This window comes from Streptomyces alanosinicus (assembly GCF_014650595.1).
GTDB lineage: Bacteria > Actinomycetota > Actinomycetes > Streptomycetales > Streptomycetaceae > Streptomyces > Streptomyces alanosinicus.
Genome location: NZ_BMVG01000008.1, coordinates 1 through 25,016, shown reverse-complemented (window position 1 = coordinate 25,016; position 25,016 = coordinate 1). Strand labels below are relative to the sequence as shown.

The following is a 25,016-nucleotide window of genomic DNA, read 5'->3' as shown; positions in this document are numbered from 1 at the left end:
GGCGCGCCCGGTCAGGAGAGGGTACGGCCGCTCCAGCCCGAGCCGACGCGGACCCGGCCGCCGAACGTGCCATGGCCGGTGCCCGGGTTGAGCCAGGCCACCCCGTCGGAGTCGACCGAGAGCAGATCGGCCTTGCCGTCGCCGTTCAGATCGCCGGCACCGAGCACCTGACGGTAGGTCTTGCCCCAGTCCCGGAAGACCAGGACACGGTCGGCGAGCTTGCCGGTGCCGGTGCCGTTGTACCGCCACAGCTCGCCGGAGCCGTCGAGGGCCAGCACGTCCCCACGCCCGTCGCCGCCCAGGTCCCCGGCGCCGATCACCCGGGTGTACCCCTTCCAGCCGGACCGGATCCTGACCCGCGGCGCGAACCCGGCGCTGCCGTTGCCCGCGTACAGATAGACGTCACCGGTCGCGGCGGAGCGGGCCAGCAGGTCGGCGCGGCCGTCGCCGGTCAGGTCGCCGGGGGCGGTGAGGACGTTGTAGCCGCGCCAGTCGGCGCTGATCTTCCGGTACGGCGACGTCGGGACGGGCAGCCGGCCCGCCGGGGTCTCGTACATCCGGGCCTCGCCCGTGGGCAGCACGGCGAGGACGTCGTTGACACGGTCCCCGTTGAGGTCGCCGAAGCCCGTGAACCGGGTGCCGGCGGGCCAGTCGGTGGTCATCGCGCCGCTGTGCACCGAGCCCTTGGCGAGGTGGCCCGCGGCGTCGCCGTCGTAGCGGGCCAGGGTGGTGCCGGTCAGGGACAGCACGTCGGCGCGGCGGTCGTCGCCGTAGTCCCGGACGCCGGGCAGTGCGCGGGAGGTGCCGTTGACGGCGTACAGCGGGCCGCCGCCGGCGTCGCTGTCGTACCAGAGAGCGGTGGGGCGGGTGCCCGTGACCGTGAGGGCGCCGGAGACGGTGTGGTTGCCGGTGCCGTCGGCCAGCGTCGTGGGGGCCGACCAGCCGCCACGGGTGCGGAAGGCGGAGACGAACCGGTACGAGCCGTTGCCGAGGGACACGGTCCAGCCCGCGTGCACGGTGCCGTCGGAGGCGATGCCGGAGCTGACGGACGCGTGGGACGTGCCGATGGGACGCCGGTCGTCGGCCTGTTCGACGGCGCCCCACAGTCCGGTGCGAGCGGAGCGGGTGGTGGAGATCACCGCGTTGCCGGTGTTGTCGACGAGGGTGACATCACCGTTCGGGGCGGTCAGCGGACGGGGCAGGCCGTAAGGGGCGTACCAGCCGGTGAGCGGTGTCTCCTCGGGGGCGGTCCACGCCTGGCCGGGAGCGCTCTTGCGGGCGAAGCGGAGCGGTCCGTTGCCGGCGCTCGCCCACAGCATGGTGAGGCCGCCGGCCGGGTCCGCGTCCAGGCGGAGGGCGCCGGGACGGGTGCCGGCGAGCGGGGTCAGGTCCTCCGGCTCGCCCCAGGTGGCCGCGCCGGCCTTGCGCTCCATGATCCGGGAGTGGTACGAGACCTCGGTTCCGGTCGCGCGGATTCCGCCGCCCTCACGGAGGGCGTCGTCCAGATTCCACGCGATGGCCGCGTTGCCCGCCTTGTCGACGGTGGCGGACAATCCGGTCAGGGTCCACTCGCCGTCTTCGTCGCTCTTGACCGTCTCGAACACGGTGGGCTCGGACCAGGCGCTGCCGGGGGTCGGCCGCTCGGCCATGTGCAGCTCGCGTGCGCCCGTGACCTGGGTGACCCAGACGGCGGTGAGCCGGCCGGTGGCGCTGCCGAAAACCACGGGAGAGGCGTCGACCCAGTCGGTGGCGGCGACGGTGCTCGGGTCGGACCAGCGGGTGGCACCGGGGGCCAGGGTGGCGGCCTTGAGGAGGACCTTGCCCTGCGGGAGGCGTTCGCGCCAGTAGGCGACGAAGGAGCCGTCGGCCTGCGCGGCGAGGGTGCTGGAGCCGTGGATGTAGTCGGAGGCGGTGGACAGCGTCTGCGGCGCGGCCCAGGTGGTGCTGCCGGCCGGGCGGACCTGGATGGTGAGCCGGCGGACCTCCATGGACTGTGCGGGATCCTGCGGCTGGTTGCGCAGGACGACGAGGGCGCCGTCGGCGCGGGCCTGCAGGCTCAGGACGTCATGCCGGGCGGAGGAGGCGAGTTCGGTGGACGCGCCCCAGGTGCCGGGCTGCACGGGGTCGGTAGCCACCTCGGCAGCCCCCGTCTGCGCGCCGGACGCCGCACCCGCGGCTGTCGACGCGGGTGCCGCCTCGGCCGACAGCGCGGGCAGAGCCCCCACCAGACCCCCGCTCAGCACGAGCGCGAAAGCCCCTTTGACGACATGCGAGTTCACGATCCGGCCCCCCACAGGCTGCACACTTCGTAAGGAAAGTGTGTGGATCTTATATGAGCGGTGTCGGTCCTCGGCCCGGTGCCGGTCCTCAGCGCTGTCGGGCGCAGTCGTAGAGGCCGAAGCTGCCCCTGGTGCGCCAGCCGTAGTCCTTGGAGCGGAGGCGCGTGCAGTGGGACTTCACCCAGGTGGTGGCGGGGGTGGTGGGCCGCAGGGGAGTGAGCAGCACATAGCGGAGCTGGTGCGTGGTGATCAGGGTGCTGAGCTGATCGGCGCTGGGGAAGGGGGTCTTGCCGGTGAAGCCGCCCATGACGAGCATCGGCTGGGACTGGGCGCGCAGCAGCCGTTCCGCGGGATAGGCGGCCTGGGTGGCGAGCAGGTATTTCTCGCCGTGGTGGTGTGCCGTCAGGTAGTCGAGCAGGGCGATGTCGCGGGTGCTGGGCTGGTCGAGCCCGACCCGGCGCAGCGCGGAGCGGTCGTGCACGGCCTTGTGGTACGCGGTGCCGACCGGACCGGCCGTCGGTGACGTGGAGGCGCCCGCGTAGAGCGGATCGAGGCCGGCGGCGGCCCAGCCCGCGGGGACGAGCAGGGTGGCCGCGATGCCGGCGGCCAGCGAGCCCTGGACCATCGTGCGGGAGGCGCCTGACCGGCTGACCCACAGACCGATCGCGCCGCCCACACCGAGGGGGACGGCGAGCAGCAGCAGCCAGGAGGCGAACCAGGTCGGCCAGTCGAGTACGAGCGCCCACACCACCGTCAGCACCAGGGCCGACGGGAGCCACAGCCGCCGCTGACCGCCTGCCTCGTACGCGGACCGGAAGAGGGCGAGTCCGCCTCCGGCGAGCGCGGCGATCGCCGGCGCGAGCACGGCCGTGTAGTAGGGGTGGTTGCCGTTGGAGACGCTGAACACCACGGCGTGCACGGCCAGCCAGCCGCCCCAGAGGAGGAAGCCGGCCCGCAGCGCGTCGGTGCGCGGTTCGCGGGCGCGCCAGACCAGCGCCATCACGGTGACGAGCACGGCGAGCGGCAGGAACCAGGCGATCTGCGGGCCGACGGTGTGGTTGACCAGCATCCCCCAGCCGGTGTTTCCGCTGGTCCGGCTGGCGGCGGTCCCTGCGACGGCACCGAGCGCGGTGTCGTCGTCACCGAAGCGGCTCAGGCCGTTGTAGCCGAAGACCAGGCTGAAGGGATTGTTGTTGGACGTGCCGTCGACATACGGGCGGTCCGCGGCGGGCGTCATCCAGGCGAGCAGCGCCCACGAGCAGGAGACGGCCAGGGCGACCGCACCGCTCAGCAGGAGGCGCAGAGCCCGTCGCAAGGGCGCCTCGCTCGCGGTGATTTGGTAGACGAGGGCGAAGACCGGCAGGACGAGCCACGCCTGGAGCATCTTCGTCTGGAAGGCGAGCCCGACCCAGACGCCACAGGTGAGCAGCGGGAGCAGCCGCCCGGTCCGCACCGCTTTCTGCAGCGCTCCGGCGGCCGCGACCAGCAGCAGCGTGAGGGCGGTGTCCGGGATGGTGGCCCGGTTGAGGACCACGGTGACCGGGGTGAACGCGAGCACCAGCGCGGAGATCAGCGCGGCGAACGGCCCGGCCCACACCCGTACGATCCGGTGGAGCAGCCATATCGTGAGCACGCCCTCGACGACCTGCGGCAGCGCGGCCGCCCATGTGTGCGGGCCGAAGAGCCAGACGGATACGGCATCGGGCCAGAAGGCGCCGGGCAGTTTGTCGAGAGTGATCGAACCGCTGGTGTCGAGACCGCCGAAGAAGAAGGCCTGCCAGCTCGTCGACATCGACCGTATCGCCGAACTGTAGTAGGGGTGGATCGCGGCGCTCCCCATGCCCCAGGCGTACAGCACCGCGGCCACGACCAGCACCGCGGCCAGCGCCGGCCGTTCCCAGGGCGCCGGGGCCTCAGGCTGCTCGTCTGGGCGCTGCGATGACCGGCGGCGGCCGTGCGAGCCGGTGCTCTGGGCGGTGGGGAGGGTGGCCATGCGAAGGTCCTTGGATCAGTGGGAGGCGGAGCGGTGGTTCACGGACGGCGGGCCGTCCGGAAGCCGAGGGCGCGGCAGCTGCGTGCCGTGCTGCGCCGCCCCGCCCGGCAGACCCTCGCTGGTCGTGCTCTCGGCGGCGGAACGGCTGGGCCGGAACGCGGGGCGTACCCGGCGGTCGAGGTCCCCGCTCACGGCGTCGTACTCAACGGCCATGGCCGGCGGGGACGTGCCGCGGGTGATGGTCACCGCGGCCTGACGGTGGGGCTGAGGGGGCGATGTGGCGCGGCGTCCGGAAAGCGGTGGGCAGGGCAGCGGATCCTCTCTCAACCGGCGGCGAGCGCTCGAATGTTCGGCAAGTGCACACTTTAGCCGCACGGGATCACACAACCATCACACTTACCTCCTTCTGTCCTGCTGCTAGAAAACGGTGCGGCGGCTGGCTCAGGAGAACCTGAGCCAGCTGTTCATACGGCGATCCGGTCGAACGCGCTCAACGGCCCGAGGCGTGTCCCACGTGGGGCTCCCGCCTGGGGGAGTCCGTTCAGCGGACGAACGAGATCTCCGGGTAGCTCTTGGCGGGGCCGTCCAGCAGGGTGCTGTGCTTGTGACGCAGCACCTGGTCGAAGTAGGCGGCGAGGTACTCGCGCTGGATCTTGACCGCCCGCTCGGGGTCGATCGTGCCGAACTGCTGCTGCAGCTGGGCCTGGGAGAGCCCGAGCAGATTCGCCTCCTGCGGCACCATCACCTCGTTGTCGCTGAACGACAGGTGCGCCGCGCCGTGCAGCTGGATGTCGACCCGGTAGCCCTTCAGATGGGGCCACAGCTTGCGCCACGACGAGTCGTTGTTGCGGTTGTGCGTGCCGGAGCTGAAGAGCATGAACGGGCGGTCCAGGTCCTTGCCCGGCGCGGAGCCGAAGAACTGGCCGTCCAGGTCGGCGCCGGCGTCGATGCGACGGTCGAGCTGCATGGCGGTGTCGACCGCGGCGCCGCCCAGCGACCAGCCGAACATGCCGATGCGGGTCGTGTCCACGGCCTTCGACAGACCGCTGGGGAGCTTGGCGTGATCGACGTCCGGGTTGCCGCCCTTGGAGATGGTGCCGAGCTGGTCGATGACGAAGCGGATGTCGGCGGCGCGCACATTGAGGGTGTCCGAGGAGTGCGAGCCGGCCGGCATGGTGTTGACCTCGACGCGCCCGCTCGGGAACTGAACCTCGTTGGCGTCGTGGGTGTGGTCGACCGTGACGACGAGGTAGCCGCGGCTGGCGAGGTCCTGGGCGAGCACGGTGCCCATCGCACGGTCCGAGTGCAGCCCGGTCGAGTACAGGAGGACGGGCAGCTTGCCGAGCTCGGTGTCGACCGGGGCGAGGAGGTGGCCGGCGGTCTGGGGCAGGGTGACCTGCTGCGGCGACAGACCGCGGGAGGCGAGGAAGTGAGCCCCCGAGCCCGACGGCATCCACGGGACCGACGCGTGCCCGGACGTGGCGGACGCCGGGTACCAGTACGTCACCATCAGCTCGCGCGCCTGATTGCCGGGCACGTAGGGGTCCGTGCGCGACTTGTCGACGAGATGCTGGCTGAAAGTACCGACCTTGTAGGGGCCGGTCGGCGCGGGGAGCGTGAGCTGGAGACCGTCGCTACGGCCACGGCTGAACGGGGCCGCCGGGTGGGCGGCCTGCTGCGGGGGAGTGCTGTCGTGCTCCGGCGCCCAGGGCGCGTCCGGCTGGTCGGGCGACGGTCCGGTGGCCGCCGGCTTGTGGGACGTCTTCCCGGCGGCCAGCGCCGGCGTCACGCCGGCACCGAGGGCGACGGCCAGCACACCTGCGGTACCCACCACGCGGGATATGAGTCTGCGGTGGTGGCGCGGTCTGCGGTGGTGCATAGAACTCCCCTTGGGATCACAGGCCATGGGCCCGTTGACTGTCAGGGGCACACCGTACCGCTGCCCGGACCGGATGATTCCCCGGTCACGGATTCGCCGCGGGGATTTGCGACAGGCCGATCCACGGCCTACGGTGCGGACCCGGTCGCCGGGTCAGGCCGTGGATCCCCGCCTGCGGTTGCGGCTGCGGACCAGCAGCACCGCGGCGGCGCCCAGAACGAAGGCTCCGGCGGCGCCGCCCGCCCAGACGGCGGTCGGTATTCCGCCCTGACCGTCGTCGCGGGAGGGGTCCTGGGTGACGGTCAGAAAGCCGGTCTTCCGCACCCGCCCACGGTGGCTGACGACGGTGACGGGATACGAACCCGGCTTGAGACCGGGCTTGATCCGCGCGGGGCCCCAGAAGACCGGGTCGTCCCCCTCATGACCCTTGGGGAGGTCGAACGTCAGCTTGGCCGGGGCCTGGAACGCCGGGGACGTCGCGGTCATCCGCTCCTCCTCCCCGGGGTCCGGGTACGCGTCCTGCCATCTGACGTACACCGTCCTGCCCGCGGCGACCGTGACGCCCTTGGCCCGGGCGTCGAACAGGTGCTCCGATCCCTTGAAGAGCGCGGGGCCGTCGGTCCTGCCGAGATAGTCGTCGTCGCCGGGACGGGCCGAACGGACTTCCAGCCGGGTTTCGGCTTTCCGCGCCCCGTGTGCATCGGTGACCCACACCGTGTAGGTCCCGTCATGGAGCGTGTGGGGCAGCGGCACGTCAAAGGCATTGAAGATGCGGGTGTTGTCCCAGGACTTCTTGTCGTGCACAAGGCGGACCGGCGCGGCGAACGCCGTGGAGCGGGCCGTGAAGGACGTGCCGGTCTCTCCGGGGTACAGGTCGTCGAAGAACACGTTGACCTTGGTGCCCGGCCGCTGCGTGCCGTCCTCGTCCACTTCGACGGACGGCCGCTTCTGCGGCTGGACGTGGATGGTGTCCCGGGCCACGACCTTCGCCCCGGCCTTGACGACGAGCGGATACGATCCGGGCCGGGCCGAGGCCGGGATGGGCGCCTTGACGCCGTACCCGGCGGTGGCCGCCGCGGGATCGTCCATCCGGATCGGGGCCGCGAAGACCGGCGATTCGGCCACCAGGTGCACGCCGGGGGCCCGTTTGTAGTTGAGGAGAGCGATACCGATGGCTTCTCCGGGACGCGGGTCCGCGAATGCCTGAGTGATCCTCGGGGGTGTGTCGTCGGCCGCGGCCGGCTGCACCGCGCCCCCGCACGTCAGCACTCCACCGCACACGCCGACGGCCATCACACGCTGCCAGTTCGCCTTCTTCATGGCGCCCCCTCTCGTTCACAGATGTAGAGGGAGGGAGAGGCACGGCGGTTGTCCGGCCCGACGGGACGGCGGGCCGGCCATGCGGTCCACCATGGCATGGTCTGACCCGGATAGTTCGGATATGTGAGAACGATCTTGCCCAGCGGCGACATCATTCATGCGCTCCAGATCGCGCCACGACGAACTCTCGGCGGACCCGCCGTCCTCAGATCACCGAACGCAACCGATCCAGTTCGCGACCGATCGCATCCCGCAGTCCGTCATGCCGCGGACCGAGCCTGAAACGCTCGTCGCCCCAACGGTCCGGCGGATACAGCCACACCGGCTTGCCGGCCAGCTCGGCGGATTCCCAGGCATAGCGCGGCCAGACATGGGCGTGCAGGAACGGGTCCGTGTTGCCGAGAATCTCCAGGTTGACCCGGCGAAAATCGGGGTCCAGACCTCGGCAGGCCCGCTCGACTGCCTCTCCGAGCTGGTCCATTTCGGACAGAAACGCCAGCCGTTTCTTCTTCGGTAGGTCGGACAGCCGTTGAACATCGGGTTCGTCCACCAGGAGAACCGAGTAGCCCGGCAGGAACTGAACGTCGCCGATCACCGCGAATCCCGATTCGAGCCGCCGCAACACCGTCGGGTTCTCCCCGCGCAGAGCAGCCCCGATCCGATCCGTCCGCCAGTCGCCGATCATGGGTCCAACCTACCCGTTCAGCAGGACGGCCGCCCCGTCGAAGCGTCCCGCCTTCAGGTCTCGCAGTGCCCGCGGAGCGTCGGAGAGGGGGTAGGGATGGGTGGTGGCGCGGACGCCGTAGCGGGCCGCGAGGTGCAGGAAGTCCCGGCCGTTGTCCCGGGTGTTGGAGGTGACGCTGCGCAACTCTCTTTCGTGGAAGAGTTCGCTGTCGTAGTGCAGGACGGGGATGTCGCTGAGGTGGATACCCGCGATGGCGAGGACCCCGCCCCGGTCCAGCGCGCGCAGCGCCACCGGTACGAGCTCGCCGGCCGGCGCGAACAGGATCGCCCCGTCCAGCGGCTCCGGCGGACGGTCGTACACTCCGCGGGCCGAGGCACAACCGAGGTCCAGTGCCAGGCGTCGGGAGGCCTCGTCGCGGGTCAGGACGTGCACGGTGGCGCCCTGGGCCAGGGCGACCTGCGCGCACAGGTGCGCGCTGCCGCCGAATCCGTACAGCCCGAGGCGCCCGCCCGGCGGCAGTGATGTGCGCAGCAGCGCCCGGTACCCGATGATCCCCGCGCACAGCAACGGCGCCAGCGCGATGTCGTCCACGTCCGCCGGCAGCCGGTAGGCGAAAGCGGCCGGAACGGTGGTGTACTCGGCGTAACCGCCGTCCGCGTCCCAGCCGGTGTACTCGGAACCGGGACACAGGTTCTCGTCCCCGCGCAGGCAGTACGCGCAGGTGCCGTCCGTGCGGCGCAGCCATGCCACGCCCACCCGGTCGCCCGTCGCCCACCCGCCCACGCCCGCGCCGACGGCGTCGACCGTGCCGACCACCTCGTGCCCGGGCGTCACTCCCGCCCGGCGCACCGGCAGGTCACCCTCGGCCACGTGCAGATCCGTACGGCACACACCGCACGCCCGCACCTGCACCCGCAACTCACCGGCCTCCGGCACCGGGACGGGCCGCTCCACGAGCCGCAGCGGCTCCTCCTCGACGGGTCCCGGCCGGGCCACCACCCAAGCGCGCATCGACCGCGCCCCCGTCCTCTCCACGCCTTCCCCCTCCAGTGTGGCCCGGCAGCACGGCAGGCGCACGGTGTGGAGAGAGGGGACCCCTGGGGCTCGTGTGGTCGGTGCTGCGGCCTCGGGGACCCCACGCGCCTGCTTCGCCGCTCGGGCCGATCTGGGACAGGCCGGCCTCAGAGGCTGCCCGGGCGGACAAGTCCCGTTCTCTTGACCCCGGTCAGGAGAGGGGTGACCTCGACGGTGGAGATGTGTGTGAGGGCACCGACGGTGTCGCTCAGGAAGTGGTAGAGCGCGTCGAGGTCGGCTGCGGCGACGGCCACGAGGAGATTGGCCGGGCCGGTCGTGGCGGAGGCGAAGCGGACCTGGGGGTGGCGGCTGAGCCGCTGTCCCGTCTCCTCCAGGCGGCCGGGTGCGACAGTGATCCACAGGAGGGCCTCGGTGCGGATGCCCAGCCTGGCGAGATCGACCTCGGTCGCGAGCCTGAGCACCTGCCCGCCCACCAGTGCCTCCAGGCGACGGCGCGCGGTGACAGGAGTGGTGTCGGCGCGGCGGGCGAGGTCGGTGTAGGAGGCTCGTCCGTCCTCCGTCAGCCCCGCGATCAGCTGATGGTCGACGGGCAGAAGCCCGGAAGGGGCGGGCGCCGCGGGCAAGTCCTGGCGCAGACTGGTCAGTTCGGTTTCTGACAGCAGACCACCGCTCCAGTCGAAGCCGGCGGGGAAGACCCGCAGGAGGACATGAGAGGTCCACGACCGGACCGCAGGGGTGGCGGGAAGATCGCGCAGCAGCAGCGCGTTCCGCGCGTCCGGCCCGTCCAGGAACAGGATGGTGCAGATTTCGTCGCCGCCGCCGAGGACGTCCACCCAGAGGGTGTCGGGGCGCCGGGCCAGGGTGGCCGCGATGGCGCTGATCCGGTTGGGCCGGCACCGGATGCGCAGGGCCAGCGGAATCAGCTCGGGGAACCAGACCGGGTTGCGTACGGCCGTGGCACGCAGCGTCCCGCCGTGGAACAGCGGTGCCGCGCGACGTACCACCGTACGTTCCGAGACGCCCAGGACACGGCCGACCGTGCGCCACGAGGCACGCGGGGACGCCAGCATCGCGGCGGCGATCCGGCTGTCCGTTTCATTCAGCTGATGACCGGCTTTCTCCATCTCTCAATGCTCCGACATCTCAATGCTCCAACCCTGACGCGGGGTCAGGGACAATCCCCGCCGCAGAGAGGGCCCGAAGCGTGTGTCGGACACCGGGGCGCCGTGGTCGCTAAGGCGCCGGCGGCCGCGGCGAGTGCGGCGGTTCTGGCCGCGTCGCCCGGCAGTCGCGGGTCGGGCGGGGTGCGCAGGAGCACAAGGTGGTGGTACAGCGGCGCGGTGGCGGTGATGAGGAGTCGCCTGGCGTCGATGCGCGGTGCAAGCTCGCCGCGCCGGACAGCCCGGCTGACGATGAGCTCGCAGCGGGCGTACCGGTCCTCCCAGAGCCGCTGTCGGGCGTGGGCGGCCTGCTCGGAGCGGAACGAGGCGGCGATCAGCGCTGCCACGATCGTCGGCTCCGCGGTCAGGGCCGACTGGATCTCCTGGTTCAGTGCCGTCAGATCGCCTTCGGGTGAGCCCGTGTCCGGTGGCTGCCAGTCGTCGTCGCCCGCCGCGTCGAGAACGTCGGCGAGCAGTCCGCCGACATCGCCCCAGCGCCGGTACACCGTGGTGCGGTGCACGTCGGCACGGACGGCGACGGCGTCCACGGTGAGCCCGTCATAGACGTGTTCACCGAGTTCTACGAGGACCGCGTCGAGGACCTGCGCGCGAATGCGGGCGGTACGGCCCCCGGGGCGACGTCGGGCCGACGGCCGGGTGCCTTCCGGCTCAGGGTCTTCGGGTCGGGAGGTTCTGCGCGTTGGGCGAGGGTGTCATGACGTCTGGTTCGGCTACCGGGTTATGGTCGCCGACTACCGCGATCCTGGCGTGTCTGCTCATCCGGTTCCGTGCCCTTGAATCACGCCGTCCTCCATCAGTACGTCGCCGCGGTCGAGATCGCGCGGTGAGTCACCCCGTCTGCTCATCGAGGGTGAAGAAGCCGACGAGGCTGTGCGGGGCGTTGTCGTCGAGGCACAGCCGGTGGATGTGGGAGGCCTCGGCGGCAGCGGCGGTGCTGCGCGGGAACAGCGCCTCCTCGTACGCGATGAGCGCGGCCTCGGTGTCGTCCGGGTGCGCGGCGAGGGCGTTGCCGAGTTCGGCGCCGTCGTACATGGCGAGATTGGCTCCCTCGCCGGACGGGGCCATCAGATGGGCGGCGTCGCCGAGCAGCGTCACGCCGGGCACCCGGTCCCAACGGTGTTCGATCGGCAGGGCCTTGAGGGTGCGCGGGACGGGGGCGGTCCCGCTGCCGGTGATCAGCGCGGTGAGTTCCGGGGCCCAGTCGTGGAACTCCGCGGCGATGCGGGCCGTGGCCGCGCCGGCGTCGGTGAAGTCGATGGCGTCCGTCCACTCCTGCGGCTTCCGGAGCGTCACATAGGCGTGCAGGACGCCGTCCGGCTCGCGGTGGGCGCAGATCCCCTTGCCGGGGGCGAGCGCGAAGAGCGAACCGTTGCCGGCGGCCCGCGCGCTGGCCGGGTGCCGGGTGTCGCTGTCGAACAGGAAGGTCTCGATCAAGGCCGTACCGACGTACTCGGGCTCGGCGTCGGACAGCAGCGGACGGATCCTCGACCATGCTCCGTCCGCGCCGACCAGCAGATCCGTCGCGACGCTCGCCCCGTCCGCGAACGTCGCCTCGTGCCGGCCGCCGCCGAGGGGCCGGACCGCGGTGACCTTGCGCCCCCACCGGACCGTGCCGGCGGGCAGCGAGTCGAGCAGGATGTCCCGGAGATCGCCGCGGCGCACCTCGGGCCGTCCGCCGGTACCGTCGTCGGGCTCGTCCAGCAGGACCTTCCCGTCCTTGTCGAGTACCCGTGTCGCCTCGGCGCCCTGGTGGATGATGCCGAGGAACTCCTCGAACAGGCCGGCCGCCTTGAGGGCGAGTTGTCCGTTGTGGTCGTGGATGTCGAGCAGACCGCCCTGGGGGCGGGCCGTGGGGGACGTCTCCGCTTCGTAGACCGTCGCCGGGATGCCGTGGACGTGGAGGACGCGGGCGAGCGTCAGTCCGCCGAGTCCCGCGCCGATGATCGTGACCGGAGTGGTCATGGTGCTTCCTTCCTGGGCAGGGAGAGCGGGTCGCTGGGCGGACACCCGGCGAAACGCGTCTGGAACGTCGTTCCAGCGCATACAGAGTGGAACGGCGTTCCATAGAATGTCAAGGTGGAACATCGTTCCAGGGCGTCTAGAATGCCGCCATGGCAACCAGGACGCGTCGCCCGGACCGACGGCAGGAACCGCTCTCCCGCGAGCGCATCGTCAGCGCCGCCGTGGAACTCCTCGACACGGTGGGCGAGAGCGGTCTCACGTTCCGCGCACTCGCCGAGCGCCTTGCGACCGGCCCAGGGGCGATCTACTGGCATGTCACGGGCAAGGCCGAGCTCCTCGGTGCCGCCACCGAGGCCGTCGTCACCACCGCCATCGCCGGCGACGACGCCGACGCGACGCCGCAGGAGGCGATCCGCGCCCTCGCTCGCGGCGTGTTCGACGCGATCGACGCCCACCCCTGGGTCGGCACGCACCTGGCCCACGCGCCGGGGCAGTCGCCGATGCTGCGGGTCTTCGAGCGTGTCGGACGCCAGGTGCAGGCGCTCCGCGTGCCGGAAGCCGCCCAGTTCACCGCGGCGTCGGCGTTGCTGAGCTACATCCTCGGAGTGGCGGGCCAGAACGCCGCCAACGGCCGGACGGTCCGACCGGGCACGGACCGGACCGAATTCCTCGACGCCGTCGCGGCCCAATGGGCGGAACTCGACCCTGACCAGTACCCGTTCACCCGGAGCGTCGCCGGCCAACTGCCCGAGCACGACGACCGGGCGGAGTTCCTCGCCGGCATCGACCTCATCCTGAGCGGAATCACCGCTCGGCAGTAGCCGGCCGATGCGCCGTACCGGCGCGCGACCCCTCGGCGTGCTCGTGTGAGCCCCTGTACGCGCCCCCGCCCTGGCGAGAAAACTGCCTTCGCGGCGGGAGGTGGCCAGAACTCTACCTACCGTCTTCGCCCGACATCCCAGGAAGGCAGGTCGGTCGCTGTGCTGTTGCGTCTGCCCACGTCGGTGTCCGAAGCGCAGGAGTGCCTGGCGGAAGGAGCGGTGCCCATCGGCGGGGCCACACTCATGTGGGCCACATGGCAGCGGGACGGCTTTCCCGAACTGGCCATGTCCCTGCGTGAGTTGCCGGAGGCCAATGTGCTGGGGCCGCAGACCGTGGGCGGTGCGGTGGTCCTGCACCGCATACGCGACGGCGTGCCGGACGTGCTGCGCTCGGCCGCCGCCCAGGTGGGCACCGGGGCCGTGCGCCGCACGGCGACCGTCGGCGGCAACCTCGTCGGCAGCACGCTGCGCTGTCTGCTCCCCGCGGCCCTCGCTCTGGACGCCCGCGCCACGGTGCTGGAGTCCGACGGAGTGCATGAGACAGACCTGGCCGAGCTGGTGGCCAAGCGTCCTGTCCTGCTCAGTCTGCGATGGCGTGAACCGATCGCCTGCGCCTACCGCAAACTCCCCGGCGAGGCGGGCGGACGGCCGCCCCTCGTCGTCGCCTCCGCGGTGCATGCGGAGGACGGCGGCGGCCGCCTGCGGGTGGCCGTACGCGACGGCTACGAGGTGCTCAGCGCCGACACCGCGTGCGCCACCGGCACTGACACCGGCACCGGCACCGGCCCTGACGTCGACGAGGTCCTCGACGCGCTGCGTTCCACGGCTGTCGGCGAGCTGCCGGCCGGCGCATGGGACGTCGTCCGTTCACAGGTCGCCGACCTGTTGACCGGTACCGGTACCGGGTCGGACTGACCCGGGCTCATGCCGGCCGGGTGACGCCGAGGTCGTCGAGGTAGTCACCGCTCGGCCGGTACATCGCATTCCGCACAGGCCATCCGTGGTCGAGCAACCGGCCGACCCTGTAGCCCCGTTCCTCGCAGGTGTCGAGGATGCGGGGGAGTGCGCCGAGCGCCGAGCGCCATGCTTCGGGGGCGGAGGTGCAGTCGGAGTCGTGCAGAAGGATCGTGCCGCCGCCGTCCAGGTCGGCGGTGACCGTGCGGTGCACGGACTCCGGGGTGGCACGGGCGGTCCAGTCCTCGCCCCAGCAGGTCCACAGCACGGGGGTGAGGCCGAGGCGGCGGGCCGCCACATGGGCGGCGGTCGACATGACACCGTACGGCGGCCGGAAGAGGGCGGGCGGGCGCCCGGTGAGGCCGGCGACGGTGTCACGGACACGGCACAGGTCGTCGTATGTGGCCCGGGGGCCGCGCAGCAGCAGGGGGCGGTGCCGCCAGCCGTGGACGCCTATCTCGTGGCCGGCGGCGGCGATCTCGCGCACCAGACCGGGGGAGCGGTGCGCCTCGCCGCCCAGCAGGAAGAAGGTGGCCTGCACCTGGCGTTCGGCGAGCAGTCGCAGGAAGTGCGGGGTGGACCGGGGATCCGGGCCGTCGTCGAAGGTGAGCGCGATGTGGTCGGGGCGGCCGCGGCCCGACAGACGGGGCATGACGCGGTTGCGCAGCGGACCGAACGTGGAGACGACGGGCGCGGCGTGGGCGACGGCGAGAGCGGACAGGCCGACCGCGGTGGCGCCGAGTGTGCGAGCGGTGTTCATGAGTGGTGGTCTCCCGGCTGCGATGCCTGGTGTGGCATGAGTCCGTCCAGGTCGAGGCCGTGGCCGATGGCGTGCATGAGGTCGGCGCCGTCGTGCGTCGTCGCCAGTCCCGTGCCGACGACGCCGGCCCACACGGCGGACGCGACCGCCGTGGTGGTGACGAACCGGCGCAGCACGGGGCGGCGCCGTTTGGCAGGATGAGGAGGCCCGTCGGGGAGGTCCGATCGGTGGACTCGCGCTATCTCGGCCGCCGGACCGCCGTCCGGGGACTGCGCGAACAGGGCGAGGCCGGCCGCGCGCTGTCGCTGTCCGGGCGCGCCGTCGATGAGGTCGCACAGCACCGGCTTGAGGCCGGCCGGATCGCGGATCCACGCGGCGACGCCGGCTTCGTCCAGGGCGGCCGCGTTGGTCAGCCCATGACCCGGGATACAGCGGTAGCTGGCCACGGGCAGGCCCGCGGCGAACGCCTCCAGCGAGGTGAGCCCGCCGGCGTTCTGCACGAGCACATCCGCGGCGTGCATCAGAGAGGGCATGTCGTCGACCCAGCCGTACGTGTGCTCGATGCCGTCCGCGCGCAGCTGTCCGGCCAGGGTCTCGTTCCTGCCGCACACGACGACCGGGACGGCGGCGCCGCAGTCGCGCAGCTCCAGAGCGACCTTGCGGACGGGGCCGACACCCCAGGAGCCCGCGACCAGGAGGGCGAGCGGCGCGCGCGCCGGCAGGCCGAACGCGGCACGTGCCTGCGCGCGTTGCCGCCCGTCGCACGGGCGGAACCGCGGGTCGGTCACCGGCCCGCACACCCGTACGTCCTTGGCCCCGGCGGCCCGCGCCTGGGCTGCGGGCACGGCGTGTGCCGCCAGGTGCACATCGACGCCGGCCGCCACCCACAGCGGATGCACCGAGAAGTCGGTCAGATAGGTGAGGACGGGAACGCCCAAGCGCCCCTTGAGGCGTAGGTTGCCCAGGACGCGGCTGGCTCCCGGGTAGGTGGAGACGACCGCTCCGGTGCCTGGAGGCAGCGCGCGCAGCACCCGGTCCTCGGCGGAGCGCAGCAGCGCGCGCGACGCCGGGCCGCCGCCCCCGGCGCGCTCGGTGCTGGAGTAGATCCGCTGGTAGGCCCACGGCGCCCGGACGAGCATCCGGTGATAGCTCTCCTGGACGGCCCGGCCGAGCCGGGCGGGCAGCAGGTCCAGCAGGTCGAACCGGTCCACTGCGAAGCCGTCCGCGGTGAGACGCCGGGCCAGTTCGGCGGCGGCGCCGTCGTGACCTGCGCCGACGCTCGCGGAGACGACGGCGACCCGGTCCGCGCCGGACGCCGCGGCGCGCGGCTGGGGAACGGTGCCTGAAAGCGCGGAACTGTGCGCCGTGGTGACGGCGTGGGACATGGGCTTTCCTCCGCACATGAGGGAGCAGCGGAACTCTACGAGATGTAGTAGTTCGCGGTTCGAAGCCCGGAGCCTACCTCCTACAACTAGTAGGAGATGGGTGAGTAGTCTGTACGAACGCCCGGCGAAGAAAGGTGGACAGTGAGGGAACGAGAGGATGAGCAGGCCCGACGGGTGTCCGGCAGACGGGCGCGCGGCGAACTGGAGAGCGATGTCCTGGCCGCGCTCTGGGCCGCCGAGGGGCCGCGGACAGCCCGTCAGGTCCGGGACGACCTGCCCGGTGACCTCGCCTACACGACCGTCCTGACCATCCTGTCCAGGCTGCACGAGAAGGGCATGCTCGTCCGGCACCGCGAAGGCCGTGGATACGCCTATGAGCCGGCCCGCGACGAGGCGTCCCACACCGCCCGGCGCATGCGGTCCCTGCTGGACGGCGGGTCGGACCGCGAGGCAGTGCTGGCCCGCTTCGTCTCGGAACTCTCCGCCGACGACGAGCACATGCTCCACCAACTGCTGGCCGAGCCCGGAGGACCCGGCCAGGGCGAGAGCTCCCGCCGGAAGCGGTGAGCGGGCGCTGATCGGCGTCTACGTCCCTTTCGTCTCCGCTGTCCGTCACCGTGCTGCGCGCCGAGGACCCGGTCTCGCTGGTCGTCGCGGCCGGCAGCGCCCTGCTGCCGGCCGTGATCGACGACGATGTCCCGCCGGTGTTCGCGCTGCCCGCTCGTGGCGCAGAAATTCGTTCGCGGCCGCGGTCGCCGTCCCTCTAGGTTGTTCGAATGCTGAGCGACCGTCAGATCAACGAGTTCGCGGAGCGAGGCTTCGTCGTCGTTCCGCAGGTGGTCCAGGACGATCTGGTGGACCGGGCGGCCCGACGGATCGACGAGGTCATCGCCGCCGATCCACCCGCCGCCGACACACACGGCAACCACTTCTACTTCCTGCGGACCAGCGACGAGCCGGCGCTGACGGCACCTTTGACCGGCAGCCCTGCCTTCGCTCTCGCCGAGAACCTGGCCGGGACCGGGACACTGGAGATCCCTTGGCAGGTCCAGATCGCCCTGAACATCCCGCCGTACTCACACCGCCCCGGCCGTCCGCACATCGACACCTCCGACGCCGAGCCGAGCGACGCGCCGGTCCGTGGCACGTTCACGCTCCTGGCCGGTGTCCTGATGTCCGATCAACTCACCGAGAACTCCGGCAACCTCTGGGTCTGGACAGGCACACATCTCACCCACGCCGCGTACTTCCGCGAGCACGGCCCGCAGATGTTCTGCGCCTACCCGCCGATCGACCTGCCCGAGCCCGAGCAGATCAAGGGACGGGCCGGCGACCTCCTGCTCGCGCACTACCTCCTCGGCCACAACATCGGCGGCAACTACGCGTCCCAGCGGACGCGACGCGCGCTGTACTTCCGCATCAGCGCCCAGGATCACGCCTCCCGTCGTGAGGAGTTCCTCCAGGACCCGTGGCTCGACTACCCGCCCATCAGGTCCACGTCCCCGACACCGCCGACTGCGCGCCCCGCGGCCGGTTGACCACCTGAACACATCCTGACTGCCGGTGTGGATCACTCGCCTGACGCATGACACATGAGCAGCATGGCTCCATGCACCCGCACGCACATACTCTCCGCATAGCGGCCTTCCGCCCCGCCCCTGACCTCGCGACGGAAGAAGACCGCCTTGCACACCCGGACCACCGCCCCCGCCTCCGCCCCTGCCCTCGCGTCCGCTGATCGGGCCACCGCCTGGCTGCGGCGTCGGCTGGGTCGTGCCGTCGTCCTGTCCTATGCCGCCGCCCTGCTCCTGCCGGGGCCAGGACTGTGGCTGCGGCACACCCACACTCTGCCGCTCGGACCGCTGCTCCATGTGCCGCTGTCCACCGCGCCGTGTCTGCTGTGGCTGGTGCTGTTCTCGGCCGGGCTCCAGGTCCCCGTCCGCGAGGTGGGCCGTGTGGTCCGCGGCCCCGGTGCCCTGCTCGCGGGGCTCGCGCTGCATCTGGCGATCCCGCTGCTCGTCATCCCGCTCATCGCGTTCCTGCTGCGGACCTCGCCCGACGCCGACGGTGGCAGTGGCCTGGTCACCGCGATGATCCTGATCGTCGCGATGCCCGTCGCGGCCGGCGCCACGGTGTGGACCGGCAAGGGAGACGGCGATCAGCCCACCATGGTGGGCCTGGTGCTCGCCTCGACGCTCCTCAGCCCGCTCACCACTCCCGTGGTGATCCGGCTGCTGTCCCCGTTGCTCAGCGACGGGTACGCCGACTCGCTCGCCGTGAGTATCCGCACCTCGGGCGGCGGCTTCGCCCTCGTCGGCGTGGTGGTGCCCTGTGCGGCGGGCGTCCTGATCCGGCTGGCCGTGCCCCGGTCCCGGCTGAGCGGGGTGCTGGGGATCGTCGTACCCCTGGCGCTGGCCGGCTCGCTCGTCCTGACGTACGTCAACGCCAGTGGCGCTCTCGGCTCCTTCGTCGCCCGACCGCGTCCGCTGCTGTTGGCGGCCGCGTCGGTCGTGGCGGCGCTGGTGTGTCTCCTGTCCTTCGGGTGCGGTCGGTGTGCGGCCCGGCTGCTGCGGCTGGACGCGCCCGCCGCCTCGTCGCTCACCCTCGCCTGCGGGATGAACAACAGCAGTGCGAGCGCCGTGCTGATCACCGCGACGCTCCCGGACAAACCCCACCTGCTGCTGCCGGTCCTCGCCTACGGCCTGCTGCAGAAGACCGCTGCCAACCGGGTCGTCAGCTCACGGACGCACCGTGGCGCGTCGGGTGAGTGCCCTGACGAGGTCGGTCTTCGCGACAAGCAGGGCGAAGCGGCCGGCGGAGCCGGGGACGGGCCGGGCGTACCAGGGCAGTGCCCGGCGTCGCCACTTGGCGGGAGGGAGGTCCGCCGGGAGCGCGGGCAGGGGTACGGCCCATGTGCCGAGCCGGAGTTCGCCGGTCCAGGTGCCTGCCGGAAGCCTGTCGACGGGGACGGTGACACGGAAGTCCCGGCTGCCGGGGACGGACCGGACCGGGAACTCGACGGCTTCGGCGCCGCCCTGACATAGAGTCAGGAAGAGGGCGTCCGCAGGGTATTCGGCCAGGTCGCAGCGTCCGCCGAACTGCAGCTGCGCCGGTGCTCCTTCGGCCCAGCGGATGTCGTCGAGGCGCAACTGCGGCCGTACCCGGTGCTTCTTCTCGCCGAGTTCGAGTGTGACGTTGCCGTGCGGCTTGGTGGTGTACAGGGTGACCGCGCGCAGGCCTTCGGCGGTGGCGGCCACATGTGTGGCGGGTGCGGCACAGACACCGGCGGCCCGCTTGCTGCCGATCCGGACCTCCTTCGACAGGCCCTGGGCGCCGACGGCGAGGGAGATGTCCCACAGTCCGTCGGCGAGCGGTCCGCCGTCGGCTGCGGTGGTGAAGTCGACGGCCGCCTCGAAGCCGGCCGTCTCGTAGTGGTAACGGCCCTCGTCCTCCTGGGAGCCCAGTTTCGGGGTGGCGGTGTGCGTGACGGGCAGGCGGTACTCGGTGCCGCTGCCGCGCTCGCGCAGCACGAGTGCGGTGCTGACGTCGTGCGTCTCCACGCGGTGGACGTAGCCGTGGCCGGCCAGGTGCAGCGTGGTGCCGCGCAGCTCGGCGCGCGTGACGTGGTGGCGGACGCCGAGCTGGGCGATGACGTCGTAGCAGATGTCGGGGACGGCCCGGTCCGGGTCGCGCAGGAAGGGGTAGCGGGCGAGGGCCCGGCCGCCGTCGACGAGGACGGGGGTGGCCACCTTGGTGCGGCCGAGCCGCTTCTCGAAGGCGAGGAGTTCCAGGAGTTCGTCGAGCATGCGGTGGCGTACGAGGTGCAGGCGCAGCCGGGCCATGGCCGAGAGCCGGCCGTTCATGCCCTCGTGCCACAACGGCTCGATGATCTCGGCCAGTTGGTCCAGCATCTTCTGCTGGGTCTCGCGGGGCTCGAAGACGAGCTGGTCGGCGAGCAGCTGCTGGACCTCGACGGTCAGGTGCCGGTGCGCCAGGTGGTCGCGGCCGGGACCGGGCGGTACGTTCTCCAGGATCATGCCGATCACGCGAGGCAGGAACCGCAGTCGGCGTTCGGAGCCCTTCAGCCGGCGGGTGATGTTGCCCTCGTCCTCGCGCAGCACCCAGAACAGACAGTCGTAGTCGGCGACCACGGAAATACCCGACGCGTGCAGATAGGCCGCGCCGACGAACAACTGGTCCTCGCCGATGGCCAGATCCGTGGGGAACCGCAGCCCGTGCCGCTCCAGCAGTTCCCTGCGGAACAATTTCATCGGGTTGAGCGTCCAGTAGACGCGGGAGGAGAAGACGTCGGTGCGGGGCTGACTGCGCTTGAACATCGATGTGGGCGCACCGCGTCCGCCGACGCCGACCATCTTGCCGAGGACGATGTCGGTGCCGTTCTCCTCGGCCATCCGCACCATCCGCTCCAGCGCCTCGGGTCCGAGGTGGTCGTCGGCGTCCAGGAAGAACACGAAGGTGCCCGTGGCGTGTTCGAGACCGGAGTTGCGCGGCCCGGACGGGCCACCGGAGTTCTCCTGGTGCAGGACGCGCAGCAGCCCGGGGTAGAGGCCGGTCAGACGCCGCAGTTCGGCGGCTGTGCCGTCCGTCGACCCGTCATCGACGACGATGACCTCCAGCCGCTCGCGACCGATGGTCTGCTCGGCGACCGAGGTGATACAACGCGTCAGATACGGCATCGCGTTATAGGCGGCGATAATGACGGAAACGCTGGCGCCGGGCATGAATACGCGCTCCAAAATACCGGGCACAACCCCATTCCACGGAGTATTCCGATATCTCCCATGGCGGCTTTTTGGGCGGGGCAGGCTGCAATGTTTCCCGTGAACATATCATGAACTGGGTATGGATGTGGTGTGTAAACATCGCCGTGAACGTCAGCGCGAGCGGCCTTCCGTGGTTACGCGTCGAAGGTGACGACGACCTTCTCGGCGGCACCCGGTGTCGACGCCGGCTCGAAGGCGCGGTCGGCCTCGGTGAACGGCACCCGATGGCTGATCGCTGCGCAGCATGCCACCGAGGTCGAGTTCGGTGCCGGTCTTCTGCACGGCCACCATGACCAGCTTGGCATGCCACTTGGCGGCGGCGACCACGGTGTTGAAGACGGCCGCGACACCGGCCGCGTCGATGTGGATGTCGGTGTCCGGTCGGGGCTGTCCGAGCGCGTTGGCGCCCTGGCCGTGCAGCTCGGTCAGGCGCGCGGTGACGTCCTCCCGCGCGGAGTCGGTGACGGCGTCCGCGCCGACGGCCGGGGCCTTCTCCAGGCGCGAGGGGATGACGTCGGCGACCGCCACGTGCGCCACGCCGCGCAGCTTCTGCCAGATGGCGGCGTCCAGGCCGATCGGCCCGGCACCGAAGACGACGACCTTGTCGCCGGGCCCGGCCCCGGAACGGTTGACGCAGTGCCGGGCGGCCGCCATGGGCTCGTTGATGCCGGTGGGCGCGTTCTGCGGGTTCACGACCACCCGGTCGCCCACCGCGAGGCCCTCGGCCTCGCAGCGGGCCTCGACGATCTCTCCGGCCGGTTCATGTCCCAGCGGTACGGGGACCGGCCGGCCACCGAGGTGTGCGCGGGCGGGCATGCCGCCCATGTGCAGGAACGAGACATCGGTCCCGCAGATCCCGCAGGCGCGGACCTTCAGCAGGATGTCCTTCGGGCCGGGCACGGGGCGCTCGACGTCCACGGCTTCGACCCGTCCGGCTCCGGCGGTATACACGGACTTCGCCGCTACACCGTGAACCGGGGAGAGGACGCCCTCACGGCGGGCGTCGGACGCCGGGATCGTGGATGCCGGAGATCGGCAGGGCGCGCAACGGCGCCCCCGATCGGATCAGACCCCCGCATTCCTGAACCGAAGGAAGTGCCATGCGTCCGCTCGCCCGGGTGAAGCCGTTCGTCGCTGATCTGCTGCTGCGGTCGTGCTTCACGGGAGGCCTCGCCGCGAGCGCCGCCTCGGTGCCGTACTCGACGGCACCCGGAAGGACGTCGCCACCTGTGCCGGTATCGCCGTCTCGCTTCTGACGGGCTCGCGCATCGCGAGGAAGCCGAAGGCCAAGACGTTCCTGTCGAAGCGGGGCACGCTCTGGTTCCTGTTTCCTGTTCAACACAGGTGCGGCCGTGTCGATGTACTTCGCCATGGACGGTGTGAAGGGCGTCATGGGCGCCGCGTTCATGGGCCTGGTGTCCCCGGGAGCGGCCGGCGGCCTTGTCGCGGGCCGCCGCCGGCCGGAGGAGGTCGGTGGTGAGCAGGCCTTCGACGCGGGGCAGCTCCGCCGGCTCGACGGCGAGGGCGAGAGTGGGCAGCCGGCGCAGCAGCACGCCCAGCACGGTCTGCAACTCGGTGCGCGCGAGCGGCTGGCCGAGACAGGAGTGCGCTCCGGCCCCGAAGGCGAGGTGGGTGTTGGGGGTACGGCCGAGATCCAGCTGCTCGGCGCCGTCGAAGGCTTCGGTGTCGCGGTTGGCGGCGGCCATGCTGCACACCACGGTGGTGCCGCCGGGCAGTACGGCGCCGCTGCGGATCTCGGTGTCCTCGTGGACGTAACGGAGCATGCCGAACCCCGTGTAGGGCTCGAAGCGGAGCACCTCCTCCACGGCCGAGCGGATCAGTGAGCGGTCCTCCAGCAGCCGCTCCCAGCGCGCCCGGTCGGCGAGCAGCACGGCCGCCCTCGTGGTGATGAAGCCGGCGGTGGTCTCATGGCCGGCGAGCGGGAGGGCCTGGCCGGTGGCCGCCAGGGCACCGTCGGACATCGGCCGGCCCTCGGCATCCGTCGCGGCGATCAGCTGACTGAGCAGGTCGTCCTGGGGTTCGGTGCGCTTCTCGGCGATCAGGCCGGCCATGTACGCCGCGAAGTCCCGGTGGGCCGCGTCCATCTCGGCGCGGGTGTGCTGCGACAGATTGAGGAAGACGTCCGACCAGTGCTTGAAGTCGTCCCGGTCGTTCTCCGGGACGCCGAGCATGTCGCAGATCACGAAGACGGGGAGCGGGAACGCCAGATGCGTCATCAGGTCCGCCGGGTGCCTGTGTGCCCGCATGCCGTCGATGAGCCGCTCGGTCGTCGCCTCGATCTTCGGCACCAGCGCCTGCATGCGCCTGGCCGTGAACCACTTGCCGACCATCCGCCGCCAGCGCTCATGACCCCCGGCGTTGAGCGTCTGTGCCATCGGGCTGTCGAAGACGCCGCCCGACTCGCTGTCGGCGATACGGGCGGCGTCGGGCCTGGTCAGGCCCTCGCGGCGTGAGAGACGTGGGTCGCTGAGCGCGCGCGAGTCGTACGTCGGCGTAGCGGGTGAGCAGCGTGCGCTCCTTTGTGTCCAGGGGCTGATGCCGATGGCAGTAGCCGACCGGACCCCGTTTAAGTCAAGTGATTGACTTAAACGGCTCGGGCCTCGAACGCCTCGGTGATGCGGGGGAAGGAGCGGGCGGCGGTCAGGAAGCCGAGTGCTGTCAGCACGAACGGCCAGGTGAACGGGTGACCGCCGGATGGCGCGAGCAGCGCGGCGACGGCCGGTGTGAGGGCGGTCGCGGTCGCGGCGCCGAGCAGCGCGTACAGCAGCGTCGCCCGAGTGGCGGTGAGGAACACCCCGCACAGAGCCAGCGCGACGAGCACCGCGTTGTATCCCATCGTGCCGTCGGCGATCCGCGCGGTCGGCGCCCCGAGCGCCCAGGCCGTGAGGATGCCGGTGGCGCTGCCGCAGCAGGCCACCCAGCCCGCCGCCCGGCTGGCCAGGAAGAGGCCCGCGAGCAGCAGAGCCCCCACGTACCACTGATCCATGAAGAAGATCTGGGAGATGTTGCGCAAGAACGCTCCACCCAGGTCGTTCGGTCGCAGGACGGTGGGTCCGGACGTGGCCGGGGGCAATGCGGCGAGGCTCGCGCCATGGGGCCAGATCCGCTGGAAGGCGGGCGCGGCGATGGTGACAGAACTGGCCAGGAGACAGAAGGGAAGGGTCAGCGTCGGCAGATCCCAGACACGCAGCACGCGGACCGCGGCCGCCGTGACGACGGTGACCACGAGGCACGCCATCGCGGCGAGCAGTGCCGTGGCCGGCCTTCCCCCGTCGAGGAACGCGGCGAAGGAGAGCGCGGTCAGACAGGAGTTGAAGCCCTCCAGCCCCGCCCCCACCCGGTCGCGGGCGACGCCCAGCAGGCGTGCGGCGCCTGTTCCGAGGGCCGCGCCGCCCAGGCCGTAGACGCCGGACCGCCAGTCGGCGGTCAGCAGTGCCAGGCAGAACACCGCGCCTGACCAGGCGTTGTCCAGAAATACGACCTGGGCGAGACCGCGCAGCGCGTGCACCCCGAACTCCCGGCCATGGTGCGGATGCCGCCGCCGGGGGTGAAGTGATGGTGTTGAGCCCCGCCCCCTGTGCTGTGCCTCGCTCCAGTGGTGCACCTTCATCCCCATGTGGCCCCACATAGCCAGCCCCCCAGCCGTCTTTTCCGCTTTGCGGCATCATATTTCCACAATGCGACATTGGGGAATCGTCCCGGTCTCCGCCGAGCAGGCGCCTCCGGCCCTCCGGTCACGCCCCCCGGGGCCCTGGATGCGTGACGCCACCCATAGGAGCCAGATCACATCCGATCCGGGATCGTAGGAACGGAACGCCCTGAACAGGGACTGAAAGCGTCAAAAGCGGGCAAGCCAGGCAATCATCCTATGTGGGGTAGTACGTCACATCATTGCGCACCACCCCAACCGCCGCTAACCATGGCTGTCGTTGCCGGGAACACCACGACGGACCCGAC

The 25,016-nt window shown here is 71.4% G+C and carries 21 protein-coding genes and 1 pseudogene; 6 read left to right on the top strand and 16 right to left on the bottom strand.

Going from position 1 to position 25,016, the window contains the following annotated elements; genetic code table 11:
- Positions 1-11: 11 nt before the first annotated feature.
- From IE277_RS18930 to IE277_RS18885, 10 genes are all read right to left on the bottom strand, one after another.
- Positions 12-2,279: an FG-GAP repeat domain-containing protein gene (locus IE277_RS18930; RefSeq protein ID WP_189953949.1), complete on the bottom strand. Its 2,268-nt coding sequence runs from the start codon at positions 2,277-2,279 to the stop codon at positions 12-14.
- 88 nt (positions 2,280-2,367) lie between these two features.
- The gene (locus IE277_RS18925; RefSeq protein WP_189953948.1) at positions 2,368-4,272 is read right to left on the bottom strand and encodes an ArnT family glycosyltransferase; all 1,905 of its coding nucleotides are present in this window, start codon (positions 4,270-4,272) and stop codon (positions 2,368-2,370) included.
- Between the two features lie 15 nt (positions 4,273-4,287).
- Complete coding sequence (locus IE277_RS18920; protein ID WP_189953947.1) at positions 4,288-4,518, bottom strand: hypothetical protein; 231 nt, start codon at positions 4,516-4,518, stop codon at positions 4,288-4,290.
- Positions 4,519-4,813: 295 nt separating this feature from the next.
- Positions 4,814-6,106, bottom strand: a complete 1,293-nt coding sequence (locus tag IE277_RS18915; protein WP_229881762.1) for an alpha/beta hydrolase family protein — start codon at positions 6,104-6,106, stop codon at positions 4,814-4,816.
- 198 nt (positions 6,107-6,304) lie between these two features.
- Complete coding sequence (locus IE277_RS18910; protein WP_189953946.1) at positions 6,305-7,471, bottom strand: hypothetical protein; 1,167 nt, start codon at positions 7,469-7,471, stop codon at positions 6,305-6,307.
- A gap of 205 nt (positions 7,472-7,676) precedes the next feature.
- Complete coding sequence (locus IE277_RS18905) at positions 7,677-8,156, bottom strand: HIT family protein (RefSeq protein WP_189953944.1); 480 nt, start codon at positions 8,154-8,156, stop codon at positions 7,677-7,679.
- Positions 8,157-8,165: 9 nt separating this feature from the next.
- Positions 8,166-9,167 carry a zinc-binding alcohol dehydrogenase family protein gene (locus tag IE277_RS18900; protein WP_189953942.1) on the bottom strand — a complete coding sequence of 334 codons (1,002 nt, stop codon included), beginning with the start codon at positions 9,165-9,167 and terminating at the stop codon, positions 8,166-8,168.
- Positions 9,168-9,337: 170 nt separating this feature from the next.
- Positions 9,338-10,315, bottom strand: a complete 978-nt coding sequence (locus tag IE277_RS18895) for an Lrp/AsnC family transcriptional regulator (RefSeq protein WP_189953940.1) — start codon at positions 10,313-10,315, stop codon at positions 9,338-9,340.
- A 44-nt stretch (positions 10,316-10,359) separates the two neighbouring features.
- Positions 10,360-10,965: a TetR/AcrR family transcriptional regulator gene (locus IE277_RS18890; RefSeq protein WP_189954434.1), complete on the bottom strand. Its 606-nt coding sequence runs from the start codon at positions 10,963-10,965 to the stop codon at positions 10,360-10,362.
- Between the two features lie 235 nt (positions 10,966-11,200).
- Positions 11,201-12,334, bottom strand: a complete 1,134-nt coding sequence (locus tag IE277_RS18885; RefSeq protein WP_189953939.1) for an FAD-dependent oxidoreductase — start codon at positions 12,332-12,334, stop codon at positions 11,201-11,203.
- Between the two features lie 149 nt (positions 12,335-12,483).
- Here IE277_RS18885 and IE277_RS18880 point away from each other — a divergent pair, with 149 nt between their 5' ends.
- Positions 12,484-13,155 (top strand): TetR/AcrR family transcriptional regulator, encoded by a 672-nt coding sequence (locus IE277_RS18880; protein ID WP_189953937.1) that lies wholly within the window; start codon positions 12,484-12,486, stop codon positions 13,153-13,155.
- Between the two features lie 159 nt (positions 13,156-13,314).
- Positions 13,315-14,070: an FAD binding domain-containing protein gene (locus tag IE277_RS18875; RefSeq protein ID WP_189953935.1), complete on the top strand. Its 756-nt coding sequence runs from the start codon at positions 13,315-13,317 to the stop codon at positions 14,068-14,070.
- A gap of 7 nt (positions 14,071-14,077) precedes the next feature.
- Here IE277_RS18875 and IE277_RS18870 read toward each other — a convergent pair whose 3' ends face one another.
- Positions 14,078-14,869 carry a polysaccharide deacetylase family protein gene (locus IE277_RS18870; protein ID WP_189953933.1) on the bottom strand — a complete coding sequence of 264 codons (792 nt, stop codon included), beginning with the start codon at positions 14,867-14,869 and terminating at the stop codon, positions 14,078-14,080.
- Positions 14,866-16,254, bottom strand: coding sequence for an MGDG synthase family glycosyltransferase (locus IE277_RS18865; RefSeq protein ID WP_189953931.1), 1,389 nt, complete (start codon positions 16,252-16,254; stop codon positions 14,866-14,868). The genes IE277_RS18870 and IE277_RS18865 overlap by 4 nt, the downstream gene beginning before the upstream one ends.
- A gap of 141 nt (positions 16,255-16,395) precedes the next feature.
- Here IE277_RS18865 and IE277_RS18860 point away from each other — a divergent pair, with 141 nt between their 5' ends.
- The 4 genes and pseudogenes from IE277_RS18860 to IE277_RS18845 all read left to right on the top strand — a co-directional run.
- On the top strand, positions 16,396-16,821 hold the full coding sequence (locus IE277_RS18860) for a BlaI/MecI/CopY family transcriptional regulator (RefSeq protein WP_189953929.1): 426 nt from the start codon (positions 16,396-16,398) through the stop codon (positions 16,819-16,821).
- 50 nt (positions 16,822-16,871) lie between these two features.
- Complete coding sequence (locus IE277_RS18855) at positions 16,872-17,021, top strand: hypothetical protein (protein ID WP_189953927.1); 150 nt, start codon at positions 16,872-16,874, stop codon at positions 17,019-17,021.
- A gap of 9 nt (positions 17,022-17,030) precedes the next feature.
- The gene (locus tag IE277_RS18850; RefSeq protein ID WP_189953925.1) at positions 17,031-17,792 is read left to right on the top strand and encodes a phytanoyl-CoA dioxygenase family protein; all 762 of its coding nucleotides are present in this window, start codon (positions 17,031-17,033) and stop codon (positions 17,790-17,792) included.
- Positions 17,793-18,008: 216 nt separating this feature from the next.
- Positions 18,009-18,998 (top strand): annotated as a pseudogene (locus IE277_RS18845) (bile acid:sodium symporter family protein); the annotation flags it as partial.
- On the opposite strand, the gene IE277_RS18840 reads toward IE277_RS18845, so the two are convergent.
- The 4 genes from IE277_RS18840 to IE277_RS18825 form a co-directional block, all read right to left on the bottom strand.
- Positions 18,993-20,996 (bottom strand): glycosyltransferase family 2 protein, encoded by a 2,004-nt coding sequence (locus IE277_RS18840; RefSeq protein ID WP_189953923.1) that lies wholly within the window; start codon positions 20,994-20,996, stop codon positions 18,993-18,995. The pseudogene IE277_RS18845 and the gene IE277_RS18840 overlap by 6 nt on opposite strands.
- A gap of 153 nt (positions 20,997-21,149) precedes the next feature.
- On the bottom strand, positions 21,150-21,989 hold the full coding sequence (locus IE277_RS18835; RefSeq protein WP_229881760.1) for an alcohol dehydrogenase catalytic domain-containing protein: 840 nt from the start codon (positions 21,987-21,989) through the stop codon (positions 21,150-21,152).
- A gap of 11 nt (positions 21,990-22,000) precedes the next feature.
- Positions 22,001-23,434, bottom strand: a complete 1,434-nt coding sequence (locus IE277_RS47205; protein ID WP_229881759.1) for a cytochrome P450 — start codon at positions 23,432-23,434, stop codon at positions 22,001-22,003.
- A gap of 209 nt (positions 23,435-23,643) precedes the next feature.
- Positions 23,644-24,567 (bottom strand): urea transporter, encoded by a 924-nt coding sequence (locus IE277_RS18825; protein ID WP_229881757.1) that lies wholly within the window; start codon positions 24,565-24,567, stop codon positions 23,644-23,646.
- Positions 24,568-25,016 lie beyond the last annotated feature (449 nt).